This is a genomic window from Bacillus sp. FSL R5-0654 (genome assembly GCF_038008745.1).
GTDB classification, from domain to species: domain Bacteria; phylum Bacillota; class Bacilli; order Bacillales; family Bacillaceae; genus Bacillus; species Bacillus safensis.
Map to the genome: position 1 here is coordinate 18,469 of NZ_JBBOZV010000002.1, position 23,695 is coordinate 42,163.

General features: G+C 37.7%; 31 protein-coding genes. 26 read left to right on the plus strand and 5 right to left on the minus strand.

The genetic code is table 11. The features are described 5' to 3' along the window. Positions 1-27 precede the first annotated feature (27 nt). The 25 genes from NSS76_RS19445 (at position 28) to NSS76_RS19565 (ending at position 19,616) form a co-directional block, all read left to right on the plus strand. Positions 28-165 carry a hypothetical protein gene (locus tag NSS76_RS19445; protein WP_186305429.1) on the plus strand — a complete coding sequence of 46 codons (138 nt, stop codon included), beginning with the start codon at positions 28-30 and terminating at the stop codon, positions 163-165. A 53-nt stretch (positions 166-218) separates the two neighbouring features. Beyond that, the gene (locus NSS76_RS19450; protein WP_186305429.1) at positions 219-356 is read left to right on the plus strand and encodes a hypothetical protein; all 138 of its coding nucleotides are present in this window, start codon (positions 219-221) and stop codon (positions 354-356) included. Positions 357-409: 53 nt separating this feature from the next. Next, positions 410-556 (plus strand): hypothetical protein, encoded by a 147-nt coding sequence (locus NSS76_RS19455; RefSeq protein WP_186305428.1) that lies wholly within the window; start codon positions 410-412, stop codon positions 554-556. Between the two features lie 20 nt (positions 557-576). Then, positions 577-795, plus strand: a complete 219-nt coding sequence (locus NSS76_RS19460; RefSeq protein ID WP_017359459.1) for a hypothetical protein — start codon at positions 577-579, stop codon at positions 793-795. A 23-nt stretch (positions 796-818) separates the two neighbouring features. Further along, positions 819-995, plus strand: a complete 177-nt coding sequence (locus NSS76_RS19465; protein WP_165379316.1) for a hypothetical protein — start codon at positions 819-821, stop codon at positions 993-995. Between the two features lie 21 nt (positions 996-1,016). Continuing rightward, the gene (locus NSS76_RS19470; RefSeq protein ID WP_122630961.1) at positions 1,017-1,247 is read left to right on the plus strand and encodes a hypothetical protein; all 231 of its coding nucleotides are present in this window, start codon (positions 1,017-1,019) and stop codon (positions 1,245-1,247) included. Between the two features lie 15 nt (positions 1,248-1,262). Then, entirely contained in the window at positions 1,263-2,627 is a 1,365-nt protein-coding gene (locus tag NSS76_RS19475) for a hypothetical protein (protein ID WP_341082805.1), read from the plus strand. A gap of 11 nt (positions 2,628-2,638) precedes the next feature. After that, entirely contained in the window at positions 2,639-3,670 is a 1,032-nt protein-coding gene (locus NSS76_RS19480; RefSeq protein ID WP_341082808.1) for a hypothetical protein, read from the plus strand. Between the two features lie 49 nt (positions 3,671-3,719). Beyond that, positions 3,720-5,999, plus strand: a complete 2,280-nt coding sequence (locus tag NSS76_RS19485) for a VirD4-like conjugal transfer protein, CD1115 family (protein WP_341082811.1) — start codon at positions 3,720-3,722, stop codon at positions 5,997-5,999. A gap of 2 nt (positions 6,000-6,001) precedes the next feature. Further along, positions 6,002-8,296: a pLS20_p028 family conjugation system transmembrane protein gene (locus tag NSS76_RS19490; protein WP_341082812.1), complete on the plus strand. Its 2,295-nt coding sequence runs from the start codon at positions 6,002-6,004 to the stop codon at positions 8,294-8,296. Next, a complete protein-coding gene (locus NSS76_RS19495) occupies positions 8,293-8,598 on the plus strand; it encodes a DUF5592 family protein (RefSeq protein WP_047947254.1) in 306 nt (101 codons plus the stop codon). The genes NSS76_RS19490 and NSS76_RS19495 overlap by 4 nt, the downstream gene beginning before the upstream one ends. Further along, positions 8,591-9,160, plus strand: a complete 570-nt coding sequence (locus NSS76_RS19500) for a hypothetical protein (protein WP_095357124.1) — start codon at positions 8,591-8,593, stop codon at positions 9,158-9,160. The genes NSS76_RS19495 and NSS76_RS19500 overlap by 8 nt, the downstream gene beginning before the upstream one ends. Positions 9,161-9,172: 12 nt before the next feature. Further along, positions 9,173-11,068, plus strand: a complete 1,896-nt coding sequence (locus NSS76_RS19505) for a VirB4 family type IV secretion system protein (protein WP_234898361.1) — start codon at positions 9,173-9,175, stop codon at positions 11,066-11,068. 1 nt (position 11,069) lies between these two features. Next, a complete protein-coding gene (locus NSS76_RS19510) occupies positions 11,070-11,663 on the plus strand; it encodes a hypothetical protein (protein ID WP_341082815.1) in 594 nt (197 codons plus the stop codon). Beyond that, entirely contained in the window at positions 11,656-12,765 is a 1,110-nt protein-coding gene (locus tag NSS76_RS19515) for a bifunctional lytic transglycosylase/C40 family peptidase (RefSeq protein WP_144500389.1), read from the plus strand. Before NSS76_RS19510 ends, NSS76_RS19515 begins: the two co-directional genes overlap by 8 nt. A 16-nt stretch (positions 12,766-12,781) precedes the next feature. Continuing rightward, positions 12,782-13,582, plus strand: a complete 801-nt coding sequence (locus NSS76_RS19520; RefSeq protein WP_341082816.1) for a hypothetical protein — start codon at positions 12,782-12,784, stop codon at positions 13,580-13,582. 279 nt (positions 13,583-13,861) lie between these two features. Then, complete coding sequence (locus tag NSS76_RS19525) at positions 13,862-14,104, plus strand: hypothetical protein (protein WP_047947258.1); 243 nt, start codon at positions 13,862-13,864, stop codon at positions 14,102-14,104. Positions 14,105-14,111: 7 nt separating this feature from the next. Then, complete coding sequence (locus tag NSS76_RS19530; RefSeq protein WP_335363810.1) at positions 14,112-14,531, plus strand: hypothetical protein; 420 nt, start codon at positions 14,112-14,114, stop codon at positions 14,529-14,531. Then, positions 14,531-15,739, plus strand: a complete 1,209-nt coding sequence (mobP2, locus tag NSS76_RS19535; protein ID WP_341082817.1) for a MobP2 family relaxase — start codon at positions 14,531-14,533, stop codon at positions 15,737-15,739. The genes NSS76_RS19530 and mobP2 overlap by 1 nt, the downstream gene beginning before the upstream one ends. Before the next feature lie 60 nt (positions 15,740-15,799). Continuing rightward, complete coding sequence (locus NSS76_RS19540) at positions 15,800-17,131, plus strand: DUF3991 and TOPRIM domain-containing protein (protein WP_341082818.1); 1,332 nt, start codon at positions 15,800-15,802, stop codon at positions 17,129-17,131. Between the two features lie 658 nt (positions 17,132-17,789). Beyond that, entirely contained in the window at positions 17,790-17,936 is a 147-nt protein-coding gene (locus tag NSS76_RS19545) for a hypothetical protein (RefSeq protein ID WP_161796767.1), read from the plus strand. Next, positions 17,937-18,221, plus strand: a complete 285-nt coding sequence (locus NSS76_RS19550; protein WP_341082820.1) for a hypothetical protein — start codon at positions 17,937-17,939, stop codon at positions 18,219-18,221. 302 nt (positions 18,222-18,523) lie between these two features. Further along, a complete protein-coding gene (locus NSS76_RS19555; protein WP_341082821.1) occupies positions 18,524-19,012 on the plus strand; it encodes a recombinase family protein in 489 nt (162 codons plus the stop codon). 44 nt (positions 19,013-19,056) lie between these two features. Beyond that, on the plus strand, positions 19,057-19,128 hold the full coding sequence (locus NSS76_RS19560; protein ID WP_341082830.1) for a hypothetical protein: 72 nt from the start codon (positions 19,057-19,059) through the stop codon (positions 19,126-19,128). Beyond that, positions 19,125-19,616 (plus strand): thermonuclease family protein, encoded by a 492-nt coding sequence (locus NSS76_RS19565; RefSeq protein WP_341082822.1) that lies wholly within the window; start codon positions 19,125-19,127, stop codon positions 19,614-19,616. Before NSS76_RS19560 ends, NSS76_RS19565 begins: the two co-directional genes overlap by 4 nt. A 64-nt stretch (positions 19,617-19,680) precedes the next feature. Here NSS76_RS19565 and NSS76_RS19570 read toward each other — a convergent pair whose 3' ends face one another. The 4 genes from NSS76_RS19570 to NSS76_RS19585 form a co-directional block, all read right to left on the minus strand. Beyond that, complete coding sequence (locus NSS76_RS19570; RefSeq protein WP_341082823.1) at positions 19,681-19,854, minus strand: hypothetical protein; 174 nt, start codon at positions 19,852-19,854, stop codon at positions 19,681-19,683. A 232-nt stretch (positions 19,855-20,086) separates the two neighbouring features. Next, a complete protein-coding gene (locus tag NSS76_RS19575; protein ID WP_341082824.1) occupies positions 20,087-20,353 on the minus strand; it encodes a hypothetical protein in 267 nt (88 codons plus the stop codon). 177 nt (positions 20,354-20,530) lie between these two features. Further along, positions 20,531-20,866 carry a YolD-like family protein gene (locus tag NSS76_RS19580; RefSeq protein WP_330547201.1) on the minus strand — a complete coding sequence of 112 codons (336 nt, stop codon included), beginning with the start codon at positions 20,864-20,866 and terminating at the stop codon, positions 20,531-20,533. Between the two features lie 506 nt (positions 20,867-21,372). After that, a complete protein-coding gene (locus NSS76_RS19585) occupies positions 21,373-22,215 on the minus strand; it encodes a hypothetical protein (RefSeq protein WP_341082827.1) in 843 nt (280 codons plus the stop codon). Between the two features lie 379 nt (positions 22,216-22,594). On the opposite strand from NSS76_RS19585, the gene NSS76_RS19590 reads away from it, so the two are divergent. Then, a complete protein-coding gene (locus NSS76_RS19590; protein ID WP_341082828.1) occupies positions 22,595-23,065 on the plus strand; it encodes a hypothetical protein in 471 nt (156 codons plus the stop codon). 168 nt (positions 23,066-23,233) lie between these two features. Here the strand turns inward: NSS76_RS19590 and NSS76_RS19595 are convergent. After that, the coding region (locus NSS76_RS19595) for a hypothetical protein (RefSeq protein WP_341082829.1) at positions 23,234-23,695 on the minus strand (462 nt) is incomplete at its 5' end.

The following is a 23,695-nucleotide window of genomic DNA, read 5'->3' on the forward strand; positions in this document are numbered from 1 at the left end:
TCTTTGATAAAAGCGAGGTGAGAAAACATGTTAGATCAAAACTCGGACCGAATTTATTGGGTTATTGGAGTGGTTGCGGTAGTAGGAACGATGATTCTGAAATCAGATACAGAAATTAACGGGCTGCTAGATTTGGTGTTTAGTGGCTTCAGAAGCAAGCTGTAAGGGCGTATCAAAGGGTACGTTCTTTTTCTTTGATAAAAGCGAGGTGAGAAAACATGTTAGATCAAAACTCGGACCGAATTTATTGGGTTATTGGAGTGGTTGCGGTAGTAGGAACGATGATTCTGAAATCAGATACAGAAATTAACGGGCTGCTAGATTTGGTGTTTAGTGGCTTCAGAAGCAAGCTGTAAGGGCGTATCAAAGGATACGTTCTTTTTCTTTGATAAAAGCGAGGTGAGAAAACATGTTAGATCAAAACTCGGACCGAATTTATTGGGTCATTGGAGTGGTTGCGATAGTAGGAACGATGATTCTGAAATCAGATACAGAAATTAACGGGCTACTAGATTTGGTGTTTGATGGTTTTAAAGCGAAAATCCCGAAATTTTAGGGAGTTAGGAGGTACTTATATTGAATAGAAAGGATGCAGTTGTAACAGTTAATGCCACTGCAAAGCAATACCATGAGATTACAAATAAGAGGAAATTAAGGCTTCCTATCGGAAAAGCTTTGTTTGAAAAAGGGGCGAAGGTAGACGTTTATTGCCCTCAAGGCGGCAGCTTTCAGCAGCTTGTCGTAAAGAAATTTATCGTACTGAAAAATCATGTTTTAGTTGAATTTTGCAAGTAATAAAGAAAGTTCAGGTGAAAAATATGGCTTCAAAAGCAGAAAAGAAAGAATCAAAAGAATTTGCCACATTGTTGTTAAATGCACAAGGTGTCAACTATGATGACTGGTTGCATGACCAACATAAAGCATTAGAAGCTGAAAACAAAGATTTCATGAAAGAGATCATCAAGCAGCATTTACTAGATCAAAACAATTCATAGAATGGAAGGACTGACAATTTAATGGTTGAAAGTGTAGTTGGAATATTCGTTTTTCTTCTTAAGGCGGTTCAATTAGTAGCCGGTGCTTATGCTGGATTTAAACTTGCAACTTATGGCATTGGTTACATGACAAAAAACCACCAAAAAATTAACGAAGCCAAAGACGGGATGAAAAACGTTGCAGTCGGTATCGCTATTGTAGCAGGAGCACAAGTGGGTGTTTCATGGTTACAAGGTAATCTAGGATTTTAAAAAGGAGCTAATTTAATGATTCATGTTGTCATTAAAGGAGGACGAAGGTTTAAAGACGTTATTTCTCCTAAGGTTAAATATAGTGTTCCACAATGTAATTTGAAATTGGTGGAGCTAGAAAAATATGCTGAAGAGAATGGCATTTATGGTGACATTGAAATTATCATCTATGAGGATAAAAACATTCTTTTTAGAGATTCATATAATATCGGACAAGGGGTGTCTAGGAACCTTCTTCTTCTCGTCAACACGACATTAAATACAACTTTTAAAGACACCCCAAAAGCAGAGAAGGAATTGCTGATCAATAAACTCATGAAAGAGTTTGAAAAAAATGAAACGACACAAGGTGAGCTAAAAGAAAGAAGATCTACTTTTAAAGAAAAGTTCACTACATTACGGGAAAAAAGGAAAGCAAAGGCCAGGGCAGCAGCTGAAGCAAAAGCAGCTGAAGAAGCCAGGGCAGCAGCTGAAGCGAAAGCAGCTGAAGAAGCCAGGGCAGCAGCTGAAGCAAAAGCAGCTGAAGAAGCCAGGGCAGCAGCTGAAGCGAAAGCAGCTGAAGAAGCCAGGGCAGCAGCTGAAGCAAAAGCAGCTGAAGAAGCCAGGGCAGCAGCTGAAGCGAAAGCAGCTGAAGAAGCCAGGGCAGCAGCTGAAGCAAAAGCAGCTGAAGAAGCCAGGGCAGCAGCTGAAGCGAAAGCAGCTGAAGAAGCCAGGGCAGCAGCTGAAGCAAAAGCAGCTGAAGAAGCCAGGGCAGCAGCTGAAGCGAAAGCAGCTGAAGAAGCCAGGGCAGCAGCTGAAGCAAAAGCAGCTGAAGAAGCCAGGGCAGCAGCTGAAGCGAAAGCAGCTGAAGAAGCCAGGGCAGCAGCTGAAGCAAAAGCAGCTGAAGAAGCCAGGGCAGCAGCTGAAGCAAAAGCAGCTGAAGAAGCCAGGGCAGCAGCTGAAGCAAAAGCAGCTGAAGAAGCCAGGGCAGCAGCTGAAGCAAAAGCAGCTGAAGAAGCCAGGGCAGCAGCTGAAGTGCAGGCAGCCGAAGAAGCTAGCATGACAATGAGAAAAACACCAAGTACAGAAAAAGACCTTTATTTGCTAAAAGATGAAATCATAGAGGAAATTAAAAAAGAGAAGCTCGATTTGCAACAAACAATCGAGCTTCAAAAACTAAAACAACTTAAAGAAGAAAAAGAACAGAAAAAGCAGGATAAGTATTTAAGAAAATTAAAGAAAAAGCAAAATAAAGTCAATCCTAAACCTGTGAAATTTTTGTTCTTCATTGCGGTTATAATCCTATTGGTTTTATATATCGACCCAGACATAGTAAACCTATTTCCATTTCCAAGAGAATTTAATCCTTCAAAGGTAATTGAAAAAATAACTGGGCCATGAAAGGAAACAAGATGATTAAACACGAAGTCGATATTGACAAATTAGCATCGACCTTTTTGGTAGCTGCTAGACAGAATGTAATTGAAGGTAAACTGAATGCGGCAAAGAATTTAGAGAATACAGATAATCGTTTTAATAGGATTTTCAACTCTAAAAAAATCAGTGTACTAAAGGATCAATTTAATTTTTACGAATATACAGCAAAAGAGATCGACAAGACATTCAAAGAATTTGATTTTCATTTAGAATGGCTTCCTGATTCTAATATCAAGGGAGAATATTTTGTTGAGAAAATTGAATCGGCCATTAAATCATATTTTGAGGATCAAACTCAAAAATTGAATGTGGACAATGCTTGTGAGTTATTTTTAGATGTCAAAAGAAACTTATCTAATATGAATATGGCACAGAGAACTCTTGATATTTCACAGAGATACAGTTCAAATAATGAGCATGATTTGATTGCAGAAATAGAGCATTATAATGAGTTACAGGAGCTTAAAGCATATCAATTAGATTATGATGAGCCGGAGCATCTTTATTTTGCCGATATAAACACTATAGAATTAGAAAGAGAAAGTGAATTGTACATTAATGAGTATACGAAACAACTTTTGACGAACATGAAAGATAAAGCTCATTTGAAAAGTGACATTCCCAATCCGCAACTTTTAAAGAATTTGGAGAGAGACATTCAGAAGCATTTTAGTAAAGACCCTGAATATTCAATCATTCTATTGAGAACTATGGCCGTTCAAAGTTTGAATATGGATATATCCAATGCTGTAAATAATACGAATTGGTTATGTTCTCAATTTAATTCAAATTCGCCTTTGAAAAATCAGGAATTGTGTTGGCATCCTGAAGTTGATGGATCAAAAACATTGAGTTATGAAGCATTTAACTTTAACAAAAAAGAATATCTCGAACATTTCAATCGGGAAAATACAAAGACTGGTTCAGTGGTCATGATTAATGATCAATTCAAATCTAAAGGACAATCTAAAAAGTTCCAACAGAAACTGCAAGGTTTAGAAAGATGAAAAAAGGAAGCTACTTACTAGCTTCTTTTTTTTGATTTGAGGTGTTAATTTGCATAAAGAGTATAAGCAGTGGAAGAAAATACTAGCAAATAAATATTTGCTTACGGCATATGGATTTGGAATCTTTATTCTGATCTTTTTTGCAGTAAACTTCCTATTTCATTTCTTCGAGCGTATACCTGAAATGCTATCGAGTATAAAAAGTGCTGCTATAAATGGATCGCAGTCACAAGAAATTCCCTCTATGTTTGAAGGGGTTTCAATTCAATGGATATTTGATTTTAAGACCGAATATGCGCTTGTTTATTTATTGATTGCCTGCGCTGCTATTATCTTTATCTTACGTCACCTTTACAAGATAAGGATTGCATTTAGGGACTTAAACTTGCATACAAAAGGCAGTCAAAGGTGGACTACGATTAAAGAGATAAAGCAAACATATAAGGCTGTAAAAGACAATGATGAAGAATATGAAGGATCAGCAGGTATGCCTATTGTTCATCATAAAGATTCGTTGTATGTGGATACAAACAATACACATACGTTAGTAGTTGCATCGACACAATCAGGAAAAACTGAAATGTATTCATACCCTTACTTAGACGTGATCATGAGAGCTAAAAATAAAGACAGTGTCGTTATCACAGATGTTAAAGGAGATATGCTAAAAAATACGAAAGATCAGTTTGAGAAGTATGGTTATGATGTTCATGTTTTAAATTTAATTAATCCTAATTGGGGTATTGCATATAACCCACTAGAACTTATTAAAGAAGCGTATTTAGAAGGTGATTATGCAAAAGCTCAAACGTTATGTAACTCTTTCTCATATGCGCTGTATCATAAAGAAAAATCTAATGCTGATCCCATGTGGGAAGAAGCATCCATTGCTTTAGTAAATGCATTGATATTAGCAGTGTGTGATCTGTGTATACAGAATAATGAGCCTGAAAATATTACTATCTATACCTTAACAGTAATGCTGAATGAATTAGGCTCAAATCCTGACGAAGATGGATATACTCGATTAGATCATTTTTTTGGTAACCTACCACCAACAAGCCCGGCAAAATTGCAATATGGAACAATCCAATTTTCACAAGGTGTAACCCGTAGTGGAATTTACACAGGGACAATGGCAAAATTAAAAAACTTTACTTATGACACTATTGGTCGTATGACAGCCAAAAATGATTTTAGATTAGAAGATCTTGCTTATGGAGAAAAACCTATTGCTTTATTTATTGTTTATCCTGATTGGGATGATTCTAACTATGTGCTAATCTCAACATTCATTTCGCAAGTTAATTCTGTTCTATCAGAAAAGGCAACTTTATCAAAGGATAGCAAGTTACCAAGAAAAGTACGACATCTATTTGAAGAAGTCGCTAATGTTCCACCATTACCAGGCATGAGTCGGGCAATGGCATTAGGTTTAGGTAGAGGGCTTCTCTATACGCTAGTTATTCAAAATAGACCACAGTTAGCAGACGTGTATGGAGAAAATATGGCAAAGGCTATTATGGGTAACTGTGGTATTCAAATATATATTATGAGTGACGAGATGGAAGATGCAGAAGAGTTTAGTAAAAAACTAGCATCGAAGACTATCATTGTAAACGATAGACAAGGGCCGTTAATGGGTACAGACAAAACATATGGAGAAAGAGAAGAAGAACGCCCCTTATTGCGACCAGATGAACTAAGGCGGTTGAAAAAAGGTGAATGGGTCGTGTCGAGGACGAAGAAAAGGGAAAATTTGATGGAAGAAAGGATTGAAGCATTTCCGATTTTCGCATCAATTAAAAATGGAACGCAAATGTTACACAGGTACGAGTATTTAATGCACCGATTTGATAATAAAGTGGCTTTAGGAGATATGGATATTAAGGGATCGCATCAAAACATTGATTTAAATAGCTTGATCATTGAATTTAAAATGCTAGATTCTGATAGTGAGAAAGCAGCAACGAAAGCTCCTAAACAAACGCAGGATGAGACTGGTGATATGCCCGGTCAAATTGAGTCATTATTAGAATCAATCGCCGAATATGAAGAATCAAGTGATGAAGAACTTGAAGTATCGGAAAGTGAGGGTATTATGGATTCTTTAGAAGAGGTATATAGCACAGAGACACCAATACTAGATGCCATGAGTGAAGATTCATATTTCTATATTCAACAAGTTGCAAAAAGTTTATTGAGCGAAGATGAGTTCAACTATTTCTTAAATCTCGAAACGATTGAAGAATTGCGGAGTTTCTTTCAAACTCCTGAAAAGCATGAAATATACACTGTAGTTGAAAAACATCTACTTCAAGGAGTTTAAAGATGACAGAAGAAGAGATTATAAAAATTCTCATACGTTTTCATGAATACTTGTCGTTATCGAACGTTTTTATTGCCGTCCTGCGTACAGTAGGATGGTATTTTTTAATTGGACTAGCAGAGTGTGTTGATGCCCTTTCAGGTGGAGTTTCATCTATTTATGAGCTAATCAACTTCTATGATAGTCCCGCAATAGATGATTTTTTGACTAAATATATGCCAGTAATATTTAGTATGGCGGCTTTGGCTCTTGGGTTTCTAGGTTGGAAAATCATCATTAAAAAGCAAACAGATTATAGCAAAATTATAACATCGTCTATTGTTGCCCTTACTATTTTTCTAGTATTACCCTGGGGGATGCAGAAAGCATCTGATTTGGTAAGTCTAGGGCGTGAGAGTTTAGAAAGTGAAAATCTAACTGTATCTACGAAAATTTTTCAAAATAACATCACAGATGTTTATAAGATTGATCAAGCAGGTTGGTCATTAAAAGAATTAGACAAAATGAAACGACAAAATAATATTCGAGATAAAACGGATGTTCACTTTGTAGACATAAACGAGGTGGTTGATACAGGAGGTCTATGGAAAAAAAGCCCTCTAACTGAAGATGGTAAAGCTATACTGACTAAAAAAGTCAGTGACGCTTCAGGAAAGAGAACACTCGAAGATTTACAATCTCGTTGGATTAGTGATGATGAAGCGTATAACCGATATTCATGGCATCCGTGGTACATCTTTTTTGAATTGGTTACTATCGGGATAGTTTTGTTTATGACAATGTTTAGAACTGCTCAAATGATAATGGAGCTTGGTATTCTTAAAATCTTTTCTATGGGAACAGCCTTTACTGATTTGGAATCGGGGCAACGCAATAAGCGAATCATTGAAAAGATAAGGAATACATTCATTGTAATGTTTGCGATGGTTCTAATTCTCGAATGTTTTATTATCTTCACAGATTTTGTGGGGCAATCCAGTTTAAATGGGGCAGTAAAAATCGTTGCATTATTTGCAGCCGGTATTTTAACTATAGATGGCCCGGCTTTTATTGATGAATTGTTTGGTATTGATGCAGGAGTTAAAAGCATCGGTCGTTCATTATTAGGAGCATTTGCATTAGGTAGAAGTGCAAAAGGTGCAGCTGCATTTGCTGGTGGATTAGCATCTAAAGCAGCTAAGACGGGCATGAAAATAGGAAAGAAAACGGCAGGCGGAGCCTTAATGACGGCAGGAGCTACTAAAGGGTTACTAGATGGATATAAAGAAAGAGGGCAACAACAAGGAACTTCATCAGCACCAGGTGGTTCGTCACCACTTTCAAAAACAAAAGCAACAGCGCCGTACAATGTATTAAATAGTGATAAATTGAAGGATGCATTGAACGGTGAAGAAACAGGCCAAAACGGAGCACCAGGCAAGCCAGGAGGCGAAGAAACACCACTAGGCGGAGACGGAGCACCAGGCAAGCCAGGAGGCGAAGAAACACCACTAGGCGGAGACGGAGCACCAGGCAAGCCGGGAGGCGGAGAAACACCACTAGGCGGAGACGGAGCACCAGGCAAGCCGGGAGGCGGAGAAACACCACTAGGCGGAGACGGAGCACCAGGCAAGCCGGGAGGCGGAGAAACACCACTAGGCGGAGACGGAGCACCAGGCAAGCCGGGAGGCGGAGAAACACCACTAGGCGGAGACGGAGCACCAGGCAAGCCGGGAGGCGGAGAAACACCATTAGGCGGAGACGGAGCACCAGGCAAGCCGGGAGCCGGAGGAACACCATTAGGCGGCAGCGCACCACTGAACGCAGCACCAAGAAGCAATAGTGGCAGCAGCGCACCACTGAACGCAGCACCAAGAAGCAATAGTGGCGGCAGCGCACCACTGAACGCAGCACCAAGAAGCAATAGTGGCGGCAGCGCACCACTGAACGCAGTACCAAGAAGCAATAGTGGCAGCAGCGCACCACTGAACGCAGTACCAAGAAGCAATAGTGGCAGCAGCGCACCACTGAACGCAGCACCAAGAAGCAATAGTGGCGGCAGCGCACCACTGAACGCAGGCGGTCATATCAGTAAAAACAACATCACTCTACCTAAACATGCCAATATCGCAAGAGTGAAGCTAAAAGATCACATAAAGGGTCAACCAACCACAACAGACACAGTAAAAGATGTTGTGGTCAATAAATATGCCAATTTAGCTGAAAAAGCGCACAATTCAAAACCTATCAAAAACGCAAGAAAAGCCTATGACGTAGCCAAAAACACTGTATTAGATGAAAGGAATGATAATCAGTGAGGCAGAGTATTCCTTTTTCTGAAAACATCCAGGCGCAAGCAAAATGGAACACACTAACTGTACTTGATGGATTTATCATCATTGGGAGTATAGGCGTAGGGTTTGTTTTTAAATCCTTTGTTTATGAACCACTACAACTGTTTTTTGTAGCTTTTGTAGCTTTGGCAACAACCTATTTTGTATATCCATCTATCGATTCTCCTAATAAAAAGAATTACCAGTTAACGTGGATGTTATTTAGAAAAGATAATAATGTCTATGTAGCTAGTAGACCAGAAATAAAGGTGAATGATCATGTTTGATGCTTTAACGGAAAAAAAGAAAAAAACAAATAAGAAACAAAAGAAATTGCAAAAAGAGTTAAACCAAATTAATAAAGTTTATCCTGTCACTGGCTGTTATACAGAAGAAGGGTTTATAAAAACAAAGATTGGTTTTAAAGAAGGATGCTTTGAGATTATGGATGTTAAGCATTTTGATACTAATATTTTTGATGAAAAGCAGTTTGACTATGTAACAGAATCACATTGGAATTTGCAAAAATTGTACAGCGAATCATTGAAAGAAATACATTTGAATTTGCCTGAAGATAATCAGGCTCAACAGGATTATTTACGTCATAAAATTGAAAGAACTACTAATTTAAAGCAACTAGAGTTACTAAACAATGAATTAAATAAATTAAAACACATTGAAAAATTTTATAAAAAAAGGCGAACATATATTGCGATATATGGTGATACTATTGATGAATTACATGAACGTATAGAAATGTTCAAGAATGCTAGTGGATTTTTAGAGCCACGTGCATTAACAATAAAGCAAAAAGAAAAGGTTCTATTTGCTTTAAATAATTTCTTCTAGGAGGAAGCACAAGTGAACCAAATTGAAAAAGATTTAGATTTTGTTTATGCCACCCAACCAATGGGTGGCATTTCTTTTAAAGATGAATTTTATTACCGAACAGGAGACGGTTATTCAGCTTGTTTAAATGTTTATGGATACCCTGACAATTTCACGTCTCATTGGCTTAATCAGATCACAAGTAATCATAATACAATCGTTACAGTTGATACTTATACCGATAAAAATATCAACTATAAGAAAAAAGTGAAACACTCCACAAATGAGCTGAAAAGTCGTAGAGACGGAGCAAATACGCAAACAGATTATGATTTAGCCGATGTAGAATTTCAACATTTAAGAGAATTAGGTGTATCACTTTCAAGAGCCGGGGAAGTAATCAAGCAAGTAAGGGTTAGAATTTTTTTGCAAGCACCTACCCAGGATGAACTCGAAAAAAGGGTACGAGAAGTACAAAAGAAACTTGATGCCGATGGCTATAAATCAAAGGTTTTTTTGGCTGAAAATAAAGAAGATTGGCAGTCCTTATTTTTAGATTATAAATCGCAGATGTATTTACCTAATCGTAGAATAGGACAGGATATACCAGCAGAAGTATTGGGTCTAGGTTTTTCCTATGATCAAACGAGTTTAAATGACCCTACAGGGCTATATTATGGCTATACGTGGACTAAAGGTACTGTTTATTGGGATATGTTTCATAAGACGGCCAAACGGCTTTATTATAATGTGTTTGTATCAGGTGATATGGGATCGGGTAAATCGACATTATTGAAAAAGATTCAGCGTGCTAATGCAACGGTGGGTAACTTTATTCGCGGATTCGACAAGTCGGGTGAATTTCATTCTTTAACATCCGATTTAGGAGGCAAAACTATCAATTTAGATGGATCGCAAGGAAGAATCAATTTAATGCATGTTTTCCCTACTGTCACTGTAAAAAATGATGATAATTTAGAGGTGGATGAAGCTGCATCTTTTAGGCAGCACGTGTCGAAGTTAAACATGACCTATCGGATACTTGACCCAAAAGCTAAAACAAGCGTATTAAATCAATTTGATGAATTGGTTTATGACTTTTATGAAGCGATTGGACTTTGGGGGAAAAATGCATCAGCTAATATAACCCAATTAGAAAATGAAGATTACCCGACGTTAGGGCAATTCCAAAAGTATATTGATGAAAGATATAATGTTGAAAAAAACTCCCAATTCAAGCAGAGTATTGGCGAGATAAATCAGACTATACGCAATTTAATCACACAATTTAGTGACTTATTTGATGGTATCACGACAATACCTGACTTTCAGAATGAGCAAATTGTTTTTTATGATATTGGTACACTTTCTCAATTAAAAGATGAGATTTTTGATATACAAATCTTTAATTCTTTAACTCAAATTTGGGCCAATATGATGTGGATTGGAAAGAGAGAAAAAGAAGCCTTTGATAAAGGGCAAAAACATTGGTTTGATTTGACTAGGTTCATAGTAATGATTGACGAGTGTCATAACCTATTAAGTCTGAAAAAAGCATTTACGGCAGATTATGTGGTCACGCTAATGTCTGAAGCTAGAAAATTCTTAACAGGTATTGTACTTGCTACACAACGTGTAGAACGAATGTTTCCTAACTCAAATTCATCAGATCCTGAAATGGCTCTTGCTGCTAACAAATTAAATGAAATTTTTGGTTTAACACAATATAAGTTTCTCTTCAAACAGGATCAGACTAGCATGAAAGCAATGAGGAACCTATTTGAAGATCAATTAACAAGCAATGAATACTCGTTACTTCCAAAACTTGAAACTGGCAGCTGTATCATGGCGATTTCAGGTGATCAAAATTTGGTCATGAATGTTGAAGTCACACAAGAAGAACTGGAATTGTTCGAAGGAGGTGCTTAATTTGGATTCTTCTGCAAAGGAAAAACGGCAGAGTCAAATTAAGCTCCTTTTTTTAATGGTTATTATACTGGGGGCAGCAATGGTATTGTACTTTACTATGCCGTCGGAAGCTGAAGATAAAAGCTCACAAAGTGAACCTGCTCAAGAAGTGTTTATTGATCATGAAAAAGAAAATACTCTTAAAAGTGATAGGTTGATCAATGAACATGACATAGAAGATGCAGAGAAAGAAAAAATTCAGAGAGTCTCTAAAAAATTTATAACGGAATATTACTCATACGACCACAAAAAAAATGATAATTTAGCCAAAGCAAAAAACTATCTCACTCCTGAATTTTATGCCGAATTAAAAAACGGCGAAGAAAAAGTAGGCTTTGCATATAGAATAATTGACGATATATCTTTCAGGAATTTCGAAGTAAACAACGGTATCCCTAGACTTCAAATATATGTAGAGACAAGTCAATTAAATGAAAAAAAACAGATTGTGAGAACTGTTGATGTACAGTTTGATATTGATTTATTGCGACAAAAAAATGATTGGAAAGTGTCTTATTTCTCTGTGATTGGCAAAGGAATTAAAGAACATGAGTAACATCGGTAACAGTTTAAAAGATGGGATGCAGTCGCTTATAAAAAAGCATTTGCAAAAGAAAGCGATTATGTGGTTTCTAGGCTCATCTGTTGGCCTAATCATACTCATTGGGTTGCTTGTACTAGTCATGGTTATAGGTGTGATTGCAAGCCTGGGAGGCGAAACCGAGCCAAGTAATGACAACATAGGCTCAACTATAAATATTAGTCCTGAAGTTGAGAAATACCGTTCAGCTGTGCAAAAAGAAGCTGCGGCCAATGGTATTCCTGAACTAACAAACCTCATACTTGCTCTTATCATGCAGGAGTCAGGAGGAAGGTATTTAGATATAATGCAAGCGTCAGAGTCACTTGGTCTGCCACCAAACACCATTAGTAACCCGTACGAGTCAATTAGAGTGGGAGTCGCCAATTTTGCGGCCACGTATAGACTAGCTGAAAAGGCCAAGATGAACGTAACTGAAACGGCTTTACAAGGTTACAATTTTGGTAGTGGATTTATAGGTTGGTCTATCAAAAGAGATGGAGGATGGACGCAAAAAAACGCTATTGAATTTTCTCGAATATACAGTAAAGGTGTTAAGCGACCAAATGGGACTTGGCGATACGGTGATCAGTATTATGTTGATCACGTTATGAGATATTTACAACCCGGACCAGGTGATAATAACAATGGTCAATCTCCCATTAAAGGGGGTAATAAGGTAATAGAAGCAGCCATTAAAGCAGGATCAACTTATATAGGTAGATCAAGTTATATTATGGGTGGCGGACGTAACCAAAGAGATATTGCCAAAGGCATATTTGATTGTAGCAGCTTTGTACATTACGCATTTAAACAAGCAGGCGTTTCTTTAGGAAATCTTTCATCTACCACTACTGACACAATTGTAGTTCAAGGGAAAAAGGTTTCATACGCCAAAGCGAAAAGAGGCGATTTAGTCTTTTTTGATACTTATAAAAAAAATGGACATGTAGGTATTTATTTAGGTGACGGTACATTTTTAAACTGCCAAAACAGCTACGGTGTAAGCATAGCTTCAATGAGTAACACGTATTGGAAAAGTAAATTTAACGGAGTAGTTGTGAGAATCGTTCAATAACAAAGGAGACGGTCAGTTGGTAAACTTAAAAATCAAAAAGAAAGGTACAAAATATAAGGTGGCAGCAATCGCTATATGTAGCGTATTGCTGTTTTTTTTATCGAGTAAAATCATTTTCAATGCGCCTGACGAGGAAAAATTTACGCCACTTGGCACACCAATAAATTTTAATTTTGGATCAGCAAAAATGACTGATCACATTTTCTTTTCAGAAGATAACATCTTAGAGATAGACTTCACACTGGAACAAGGTACGAGCGATATGCCACCAAAAATCACATCAATTATTAAAGAAAAAACAAACCAAAAGAAGCAATATAACCCGGAATTAATAAAAGTTAAAGACAGTTTTTATATCCTCTTTATCAAAGGACTTCCGAAGAATTGGAAGACAGTATCTATTGAATTGAAAGATGAAAATACGGATCAATCAGTACAGCAAAAGAAATTTTATGTAACTGCAAATAAGGTAAAAAATAAGAGCGTATTCGTGAAAAAAACAAAGGATTTTTACGAAGAAAAATTTATTCAAGTACAGGTGAAAGATGCACATACATTGATCGAAAATGAAATTGAAAAACAAAAAAAATTAAGTAATGATATTGCAATTATTAAAGCGCAAAATCAGTCGTTAAAAGAAGAGATTGAATATCAAATTTCAGATGAAAAGCGCCAAACAGAAAGTAAAATTCAATCCAATAATTCTAAGATAGATACGAAAGAAAAAGAAGTGAGTGAGTCTAAAAGTTTGACATCAGAACTTCACGAAAAGATAAGGCTGCTAGAGAAAAGGAAGTCCGAATTAGTTGTAAATTGACAATATATGGTGTGTCAGAAATTGAATTTCATACACATTCGTTGTTTAATCACCTAAAAAATGGTGTGTCAGGAATTGAGTTTCATACACATTTAAAGCAAAAAGCGCAACCACCAAGAAATAAACCGCACTGCGGTTTCAACCATGTAATGGTTGCAATTTCCCCTTATGCTCTTTCCTTTCCTCCTCCTCATTTCCTAACGGAATTGAGGAGTGAGAGAAAGGAAACTATTTTCTCGAAAAAAGTAAACAGAAGAAAGGGAGTGAACAACAAATAAAATGCCAAATATAACGATTAAAGGCCTGTCTTTAAACACAAAAAACAGGCTGACAGACCTTGCAAAAAAATCAGGAGTATCTGAACAAAAGTACTTAAAAATGCTCCTGGATAAACACGTATTAGCGGAAGATATAGAGGGCGTACAAAGCACGTATGAAGAACTATGTAAGATGACTCTAGCGCTAATCAAAGAGAATACCGAAGTGATGAACGAGTTTATAAAAATTATGAAGGATGAGTGATTTAATTATGCATAGAATCAACACTAGATTGAGTGACTCGGCCTACAATTATATCAACGATGAAATGAAAAAAAGGGACAGTAAGTTCATTAACAACACGATAGAACAGATATGCGCCGAACATGCGGAAATGAAACAAAGATTGTTTGATGAAGATGCCTTAGTTGAAAAAATTTTTCGGCGCTTTAAAACAACTTTAGATGTGATTAGAGTTCGGGCGGGTCATGCAGATAAAAACGGTCAAGTAAACCTTGAATTGTGGAATGCTTATTTGTTAGAAAATCCAATGGCTCTGACAATTTTAACAGATGCACGTATTGCTGATCCAGTGCGGAAAGCACAAGATAAAGTGACCGGAGACATTGCGAAATACAAACTCTTAAAAGACCAAAAAAATAAAGATGATCAAGAAGGAAATGACCAATAGTGACAAATGCAGGGGTTGTTTTAGTATCAAAATTTGTATCAGGTGGGTCAACGAAGTTTGCAAAGTATGTAAACTATATTGATCGAGAAGAAGCAGTGAGAACGGATAAATTCCAAGTGTATAACATCAACAATTTTGATGGTTATAACAATTATATGGGAAACCCTGAAAAGAGCAGTGGAATCTTTACGGCCAATAAAGATAAATTGACAGCCCAGGAAAAAGAAAAGTTGAAAAATTTGTTTAAGACAGCCCAGGAAAACGATTCGGTTATGTGGCAAGATGTCATTAGTTTTGATAACAAATGGCTAGAAGAACATGGCATCTACAACTCGAAAAATGGGTGGGTCAATGAAAGCGCAATTCAACGATCAATCAGGAAAGGGATGGATGTTCTTCTGAAAGAGGAACAGATACAAAATAGTGCCGTATGGTCAGCGGCCATTCATTTCAATACTGATAACATTCACGTGCATGTTGCAATTGTAGAACCGAATCCAACAAGGGAATACAGAACGTATGAGAATAAACAAACAGGGGAAATGTATCAGGCCAGGCGTGGCAGCAGAAAGTTAAAAACGTTGGATAGAATGAAAAGTGCGGTCGCTAATAAATTGCTGGATAGAGATAAATCCCTAGCGAAAATTACTCAACTTATTCACTCTCAAATAGCGCCAAAAGATTTGGACTTTAAGCCAAACTTAGATTTTAAAATGTTAAAAATGTATCAGCGGATTTATAATAATCTCCCATCTGATCGGCGGCTTTGGAAGTACAATAACAATGCACTAGCTGAAGTTAGGCCGCAGATCAACCGTTTTATTGATCATTATATCGAGAAATACCATTCTAATGATTTTAAAGACTTACTTGCATCCCTAAAAGATGAAGCCGAGTTCAGAAAGTCAGTGTACGGGAATGGCGAAAAGCACGTAGAAAGGTACAAAGATTACGAGAAGAACAAGGTTAAAGAATTGTATGCTAAGTTGGGTAATAGCTTGCTGAAGGAAATGAACAGACAGTCAAGAGAATTTGACCCGGAATTAAAGAAAAAACATGCTCACTCTGCGAGTCATCAAGAGAAGTATAAAAAATTTAATCGGGCTGATCTAAAGAATATAAAGAAAATTTTCGCCGAAGATTTTGAGCGTTATAAAGCGAAAAGGAAGTATCAAGAATTACAACGTGATATGGAGTATGAAAGGTAACAAGTCCACCAGGGTAACTGGTGGGCTTATTTGTGTTTTCAAACAGAAAAGGGGTGCAATATGGCTATCAGCAAGTCTCTTATAGAGAAAGCCGCAGCGGTTGATATTGTAGATTTTTGTGAAGCGAACAATTATGCAATTGAAAAGGTAAATGAAAAATATTATCGAGGTGTGGATCATGATAGTTTGATGATCAACAGGAGAAAGAACAACTTTCAGTGGTACTCTAGGGGCGAATATGGCAACTCTATAGACTTTGTGAGGATATTCTTTAACAAAGACTTTAAAGAAGCTGTAGCAATGTTAACTAATAATGAATATGAAAGAGCATCTGAAGTAAAAATCGAAGAAAAAAAGGAATTTGTCTATGATGTGGAACATGCAAATAATACGAACGCTGTTCAACGATATTTGATTGAAGAAAGAGGAATTGACAGTGATATTGTTCATGCTTTGATTAAGAAAGGATTAATTCGCCAAGATGTAAAGCAAAACTGTGTGTTCGTTTGGGGTGAGACAGGAAAGCGTGTCGGTGCCGATTTACAAGGAACTAGAAAAATTCAATATAAGGGTAAAGAAACCACCTTCAAGCAAATTTTGAAGAATTCTAAAGAAAATTACGGGTTTAACATCTCTCTAGGTACACCGAAAGAAATCTATTTTTTTGAAAGCCCAATAGACCTGCTTAGTTACTGGTCATTAAACAAAAAAATGACGGACTGTCGGCTAGTTTCTATGAATGGGGTTAAAGAACAAACTGTCATGAATTTTATAAAGCATACGGCAGTTTCAAGAGGGGTTGTACCTAGTAATGCATATATTGGTGTAGACAATGACAAAGCAGGCCAAATGTTTTTAGATAAGATAAAACAATACAATTTTACAACGAATATTAATTTCAAGAATCTAATTCCGAATGACAACCATATACCTGAAAAACAGTTGTCGATGTATCAAAAAGTTGCAAATGTTTATGAGTTAGATTGGCGTTTATTGGCTGCAATTCACAAAGCAGAAACGAATCTAAGTTTGACCAATGATGCAACCAATTACTATGGGTATGGGAAGTTTTTTGGTCGTAAATTAGCACCAAAAGAACAACCGCAGGAGATAGACTTAAATGCTGCTTTACATCAATGTGCGGCTGAACTGGTAGCAAAGGAAGATTTATGGAATGCTATGAAAAGCCAGGATGTAGACATAAGCAAAAGTTTGCAGATGTATGAAAAAACAAAGGAATACTATGAAAATTATTGTGATTTAGGTTACTTACCTGTCTATAGAGTAGAAAAAGATTGGAACGATAAATTAAAAGCAACTTCTTCTAAACAGCCGAATAAAACTAGAACAACGTATGTAAAAAAACAAACAAAAGCCTATGCCCGCGACTGAAGCAAATGCCAGGGCGCGGACGTGTCCGGAAAAGATGGCCACAGCTGAAGCAAATGCCAGGGCGCACGTGTCCGGAAAAGATGGCCACAGCTGAAGCAAATGCCAGGGCGCAAGACGTGTCCGGAAAAGATGGCCACAGCTGAAGCAAATGCCAGGGCGCGGACGTGTCCGGAAAAGATGGCCGCAAATGCTGAAGCAAATGCCAGGGCGCGACGTGTCCGGAAAAGATGGCCACAGCTGAAGCAAATGCCAGGGCGACGTGTCCGGAAAAGATGGCCGCGGCTGAAGCAAATGCCAGGGCGCGACGTGTCCGGAAAAGATGGCCACAGCTGAAGCAAATGCCAGGGCGCGGACGTGTCCGGAAAAGATGGCCGCGGCTGAAGCAAATCAGGGCGCAAAGACGTGTCCGGAAAAGATGGCCGCGGCTGAAGCAAATGCCAGGGCGGCACGTGTCCGGAAAAGATGGCCACAGCTGAAGCAAATGCCAGGGCACGTGTCCGGAAAAGATGGCCACAGCTGAAGCAAATGCCAGGGCGACGTGTCCGGAAAAGATGGCCGCGGCTGAAGCAAATGCCAGGGCGAAGACGTGTCCGGGATCGTTGCAAAGTGTAAGAGAATTAAAATTGTGTTAAAATATGCTTAGAAAGGACGTGTTATCATGGATAATACACCTAAGAACGCTAAACAAGCTCAAAAAGTAATAGAATCATTAATTAAAGACAAAAATTATAAAGAGCCGGAAAGATCATCAGAAGGGAATATTCTTCTCGATGAAGAAAACTGGCTACACAAGGAAATAAAATAAGTGGATAGAACGAAATTAGAGTTAGGCAACATATATTTAGCAATAACGGAATTTAGAGATGGGACAGGTCGGAAAGCTCGACCTGTCCTTATTTTAGGTTCAAGACTAGAGGAAAATCAAAAAGTCTTAATTGGTTATATCACTTCTAAAAACGATAATAAAGAATTTGAGAAATACAAATACCCGATTATTGACTGGAAGGTCATGGGATTAAATAAACAGTCCTGGGTTGTCTTTGCAAGAAAGAGAATTACAATGGATGGATGTAAACCTCGATTTGCATAAACATGTTGGACTGTTGACCGAAAGAGATATTTTGGGTGTCTTAAAAAAGTTCGTTTATTTAAGGGATCAGGAAAACAAACAGCAACAATCTAGGGACAATCTTCAAATAGATAAGAAAAATATAAACGTCGTTAACTCGAAGTCTAAGAATAAAGGGAGATCGAGATAAAGAGCCAATCAGGCTCTTTTTTTATTAAATATTTGTTCAAATAGGGTACACTCTATGAGTACAATTGAAAAGTCAGCTATAATAAAGGGTGTATTGTTCAAATAGGGTTGTTCATTAGAAAGGTGGAAATAAAATGATTTTTGGGTATGCTCGCGTTAGTTCCGTTGATCAAAATTTAGATAGACAGGTGAAAGAATTAGAGAATTATGGGTGTGATAAAATTTTTCAGGAAAAACGGTCGGGGAAAAACTTTGATCGGCCTGTATATAGAGAGATGCGGTCTAAAATGCGTTTTCATGATGTGCTTGTGGTTCATGATCTGTATAGATTTGGTAGGAACAAGGAAGAAATCAGAAACGAATGGAAACGTCTAATTGATGAAGAAATTGATATTGTGGTCTTAAACATGCCGATACTCAATACCAGGCAATATAAAGAGCTTCCAGGTGCAGGGCAATTGGTATCAGATCTTGTTCTGACTTTGCTCTCTTGGCTGGCTGAAGATGATCGTAAGAGAATTTTACAGGCGCAGAAGGAAGGTATAGCTTTAGCGAAGCAAAAAGGTGTCTACAAAGGAACGGAGAAAAAATATCACCCTGAAGCTAAAGGGAAGATAAAGTGATTTATGATGAGATTGTAAGGTCTTTAAATAATAAAGAGCCTGTAATGAGCATTCATAAGCGTGTCGGAGTGGCAAGGAATACAATATACAAAATCAAAAGAGAATTAAATCTATGACTATTAAACGCTTTTCATGGGCTTGTATCATATTAATACTGTTATTAAACATCACTGCTTGCCAACAAGATGAACAGATCGTCAAATATGATCTTGCTGTTTTAAGAGTGATAGACGGTGATACGATTGAGGCAAAAATAAAAGATGATGTTGAAAGAGTTCGCCTAATTTTAGTAGATACCCCTGAGACAGTTCATCCTAAAAAGAAAATTGAACCCTATGGAGTAGAGGCATCAAATTACACAAAGAGAAGGCTGAAGAATAAAGAGGTAAAGTTAGAATTAGATAAAGAGACAAGGGATAAGTATGGTCGGCTATTAGCATATGTGTATGTAGATGATCGAGAAGTGTCATTTAATGAAGAATTATTGATTAAAGGTTATGCCCGTTTAGCGGTATATCCCCCCAATACACGTTATGTAAAGGAATATGCGGAGTCAGAGAAAAAAGCCAAGAATGAGAAAATAGGTCTTTGGAAAGTAGATTAAATAAAGAAAAGAAGTTAGTACAATTAAACAAAGCTCTCCTTTTGAGGGAGAGCTTTAACCGTAGTTAAATTCTTTTAATATTTTTATCCTTATTAATAGCCATAAAGTGTTCTACAAATTTATTAGCTTCATCCCTACTTTGATAATTAACAATGGGTAAATCATTTATGGTTACTTGCCAATAGCCTATTACCATTTCATGAATTTCAACAACAAACACTTTTTGCTCTTTTGGCATAATAAGTTCTCCATTCTTTTCTCTTTAGTTCTCATTCTAGTTCTTTAAGTTCTTCTAGCACTTCTTCAACATCTTCAGGATGGTTCACAAGATACTTTAAATCGTTTAGGAAGCTGATCATGTCTTGTTCTTTTATGACGCTGTATTCGAATTTCTGTCCATCTGCTAGGATATGGAGAACAGTTCTGTTCCCTTCCCTCTCTACTCTCCTCCTGCTTCGTTATTTAATACATCATAACATTTTTTTACATGGGGCCGTCTTATTATTAAAGTGAATAATTTCACACTTTTCTAACACAACCCCATCAGATTCGGCCATAGACAAAATCTCTTTGGAATCATCCCAAATATAAGAGGATTGAAAATCCTCTGTATCTTTATAACCAAGCTGTTTCACAATTTTGCAAAGCCAAGATTGTGGAACAAAATACATTTTTTCAGATAGATCACAATCACCATAAGTCCAAAGTGCTATTTTACTATGAGATACAAAAGCCATTAAAACATCTCCTTTTAGGGATAAATGGGATAATTTATTATATTTTAATTATACAACGTCGGCTCGAATTAATCAAGGGATAAATGGGATAAATTAAATTTAATGTGTGGTAGTAGCATAAACAAAATATCAGGGCGGCACATGACATAAAAAAAGCTCTCCTTTTAAGGAAAGCTCTTAAAAAATGCTTACATGTATAATATTTGAGAAATCAATAAGATTGGTATCACCCACATTGTCTTTCACATGAAATCTTTTTTTAATGTGATCTACATGTACGACTCTCCCCGAAACTACCCTAACAAATCCATTGTCAAATAACTCAAATTTAAGAGATGTGTCATCACTTATAGCAGTAGTAATAGTATATTCAATTTCTTCAATTTGTTCCTCGCTCAATTCAGGACGTTCTATTTTATGTTTCGCAAGATGTAATTGTCGTAGGGCTTCTCTGTGTTCAGGTAAAATAATTTTCATCTTCCATCTATTCTGATCCTTTTCCTCATTCCACATGTGCGCCACCTCCCAATACAGTATATAAGAATATATGTTCTGTGTCTAAGTGGCCGCGGCTGAAGCAAGTACCAGGGCGCAAGACGTGGGCCGGAAAAAGTGGCCGGGCTGAAGCAAAATACCAGGGCAAGACGTGGCAGGAAAAAGTGGCCGTAGCTGAAGCAAATACCAGGGCGGACGTGGCCGGAAAAAGTGGCCGCGGCTGAAGCAAATACCAGGGCGAAGACGTGGCCGGAAAAAGTGGCCGCAACTGAAGCAAAGTACCAGGGCGGCACGTGGCCGGAAAAAGTGGCCGCGGCTGAAGCAAAGTACCAGGGCGGACGTGGCCGAAAAAAGTGGCCAGGCTGAAGCGAAGTACCGGGGCGCAACTGATAGAAACAAAATGCCCTATCCAACTTAATGGATAGGGCATTTTACTAGTCTATTCTTTTAGACATTTCAATCCACGCACCCACATGAGGTGCGACCTACATATATAATACTATTGTAAACAAATTATGTCAATTTCAATCATATCCTTCTCCAGGCAATACCGTAGTGCTTTTTATAACATTCGGTTTTTTTGTGTTATAAACAAAAAATCTCTCCGCACAATAAGCCCGTGGAAACTCACTTTCTACAATATTTATATTGACACCTATCATGTATTCTTCATCTTTGATCAGTTCATAAATATTCTGATCAAGATGTATTTCTGGGAATACACCTTCCCAATCATTTAACAATTGATGTATAAAATCCGAAAGTGATTCGATAAACTGAGCATCTGTAAGTATATCAACATCATGTTTAAATTCACTTAAATCAATGCTTGGGTGTTCGCTAAACACCACGATCTTCCGTTCTCTTTTGTTATATTGATGCATCTTGTGACTATTAACCAACAATCTTTGGGGTGTTGTTAGTCGTAATAGGTCTAAACTGGTTGCCGATCCATCCTCCCATATAACCTCTCCGACAGGATTCACCGGATTCAGTATTTTAAAGGTGGCGCAGATTAATTCTGCGATTTCTGCATTTTCTCTATCTTGATAATATTCATCAAAGTTAATTATGAACAAGGTATATTCCCCTTCCTCGGATCGAATGACCACTGATCCAGCCCAACGGTCATCTTCATATTTAACTTCTCCTATCCGAGACGCACTTTTTAACCTTGCGTCTTTTGCGGATTCTACAGCAGTCTCTAGATCAGGTAATTCAAAGTTGCTGAATGACAAACTGCTGATATAATCCCCAATGATCTGATAACATGTCAGAAACGGATCATAATAACAAATTGGGATAATTATTTGGCGTGGTACGTTGTACTGGCTAATTACTCTGTAGTCATAACTCAAAAAACTCATTTAAAACAACTCCTTATAGGGATAAATGGGATAACTTATAGTTTAATTATATATGATTAGCCTAGAATAAACAAGGGATAAATGGGATAAATTTAAAAATATATAAGGAGGCCGCAATGACTGAAGCAAAATACCAGGGCGGCACGTGGCCGGAAATTGAAGCGAAGTATCGGGTTCAGCACTTGTCGTAAAAAGATGGTCGGTGCTTTTTATGACTCTTAAATACATGTAAACGATTATATGCAAATAGGCAGGTTTAATTTTATTGAAGCACTGCTTTTTTACTAAACTGTTCTTTTATAATAGGTTATTTTTAACTATGGAAATTAATGTATGTTCTAAGTTATGCTTGATGGGATTAAAAGGGGGAGGTTTTGATTTGAATAAAAAATGGATAAGAAGAACATCTTTGTCCATTGTAGTTGCTTTGGGTATCTCCTGTACGCTTGGAGAGTTTGCAGAGGCAAAAGAGAACAACACAACTAATCAGATAATACATAACACGACATCAGATTCATTTACTATGAACGATCCTGAATTATATCAAGACGCGTTAGACCTCGGTCTTACTGACAATGATATCTTTACACTAGATAGCCTTTTTGACAAAGAAAACAAAGCCACAGTGCAAAACGTATTTCTTGTAGCGATGGGTATAATCACAGGCATGGCGGCGGTTGTTGGCACAGGTTATGGTGCTGGCCGTTATATTGCAAAGCGACTACATAAACGCAAACAGCTTAGTAAGAAATATTACAAAAAACATAGATGGAAATTCAGAGCCGCATTGGTACCGGTCATCGGTATTGTCGCTACTTTTGGCTTTGATGACTACTATATGGACATTTGAATATGTTTGAATATATTTTGATTTTACTCATACTAGCAACTTTGTTATTTACAGTCGTTGAGGTTTCTAAGATCAAACGAGAAAATAAATCTCTCAAAAATGAAATTGAGGATTTAAAGAAAAACATTAACAAATGACATTTATCAGCCGTCCACGTGGGCGGCTTTTTTATTTAGGCACAGCACGTGGCCGGAAAAAGTGGCCGGGCTGAAGCAAATACCAGGGCGCACGTGGGGTAAAAAGATGGCCGGGCTGAAGCAAATACCAGGGCGAAGACGTGGGATAAAAAGATGGCCGGGCTGAAGCAAATACCAGGGCGCAAGACGTGGCCGGAAAAGATGGCCGCGGCTGAAGCAAAGTACCAGGGCGCAAAGACGTGGCCGGAAAAGATGAACGCGGCTGAAGCAAGTACCAGGGCGACACGTGGGGTAAAAAGATGGCCGGGCTGAAGCAAAATACCAGGGCGCGACGTGGCCGGAAAAGATGGCCGGGCTGAAGCAAAATACCAGGGCGCGGCAAGACGTGGCCGGAAAAGATGGCCGCAAGCTGAAGCAAAGTACCAGGGCGCACGTGGCCGGAAAAGATGACCGCGGCTGAAGCAAGTACCAGGGCGAAAGACGTGGCCGGAAA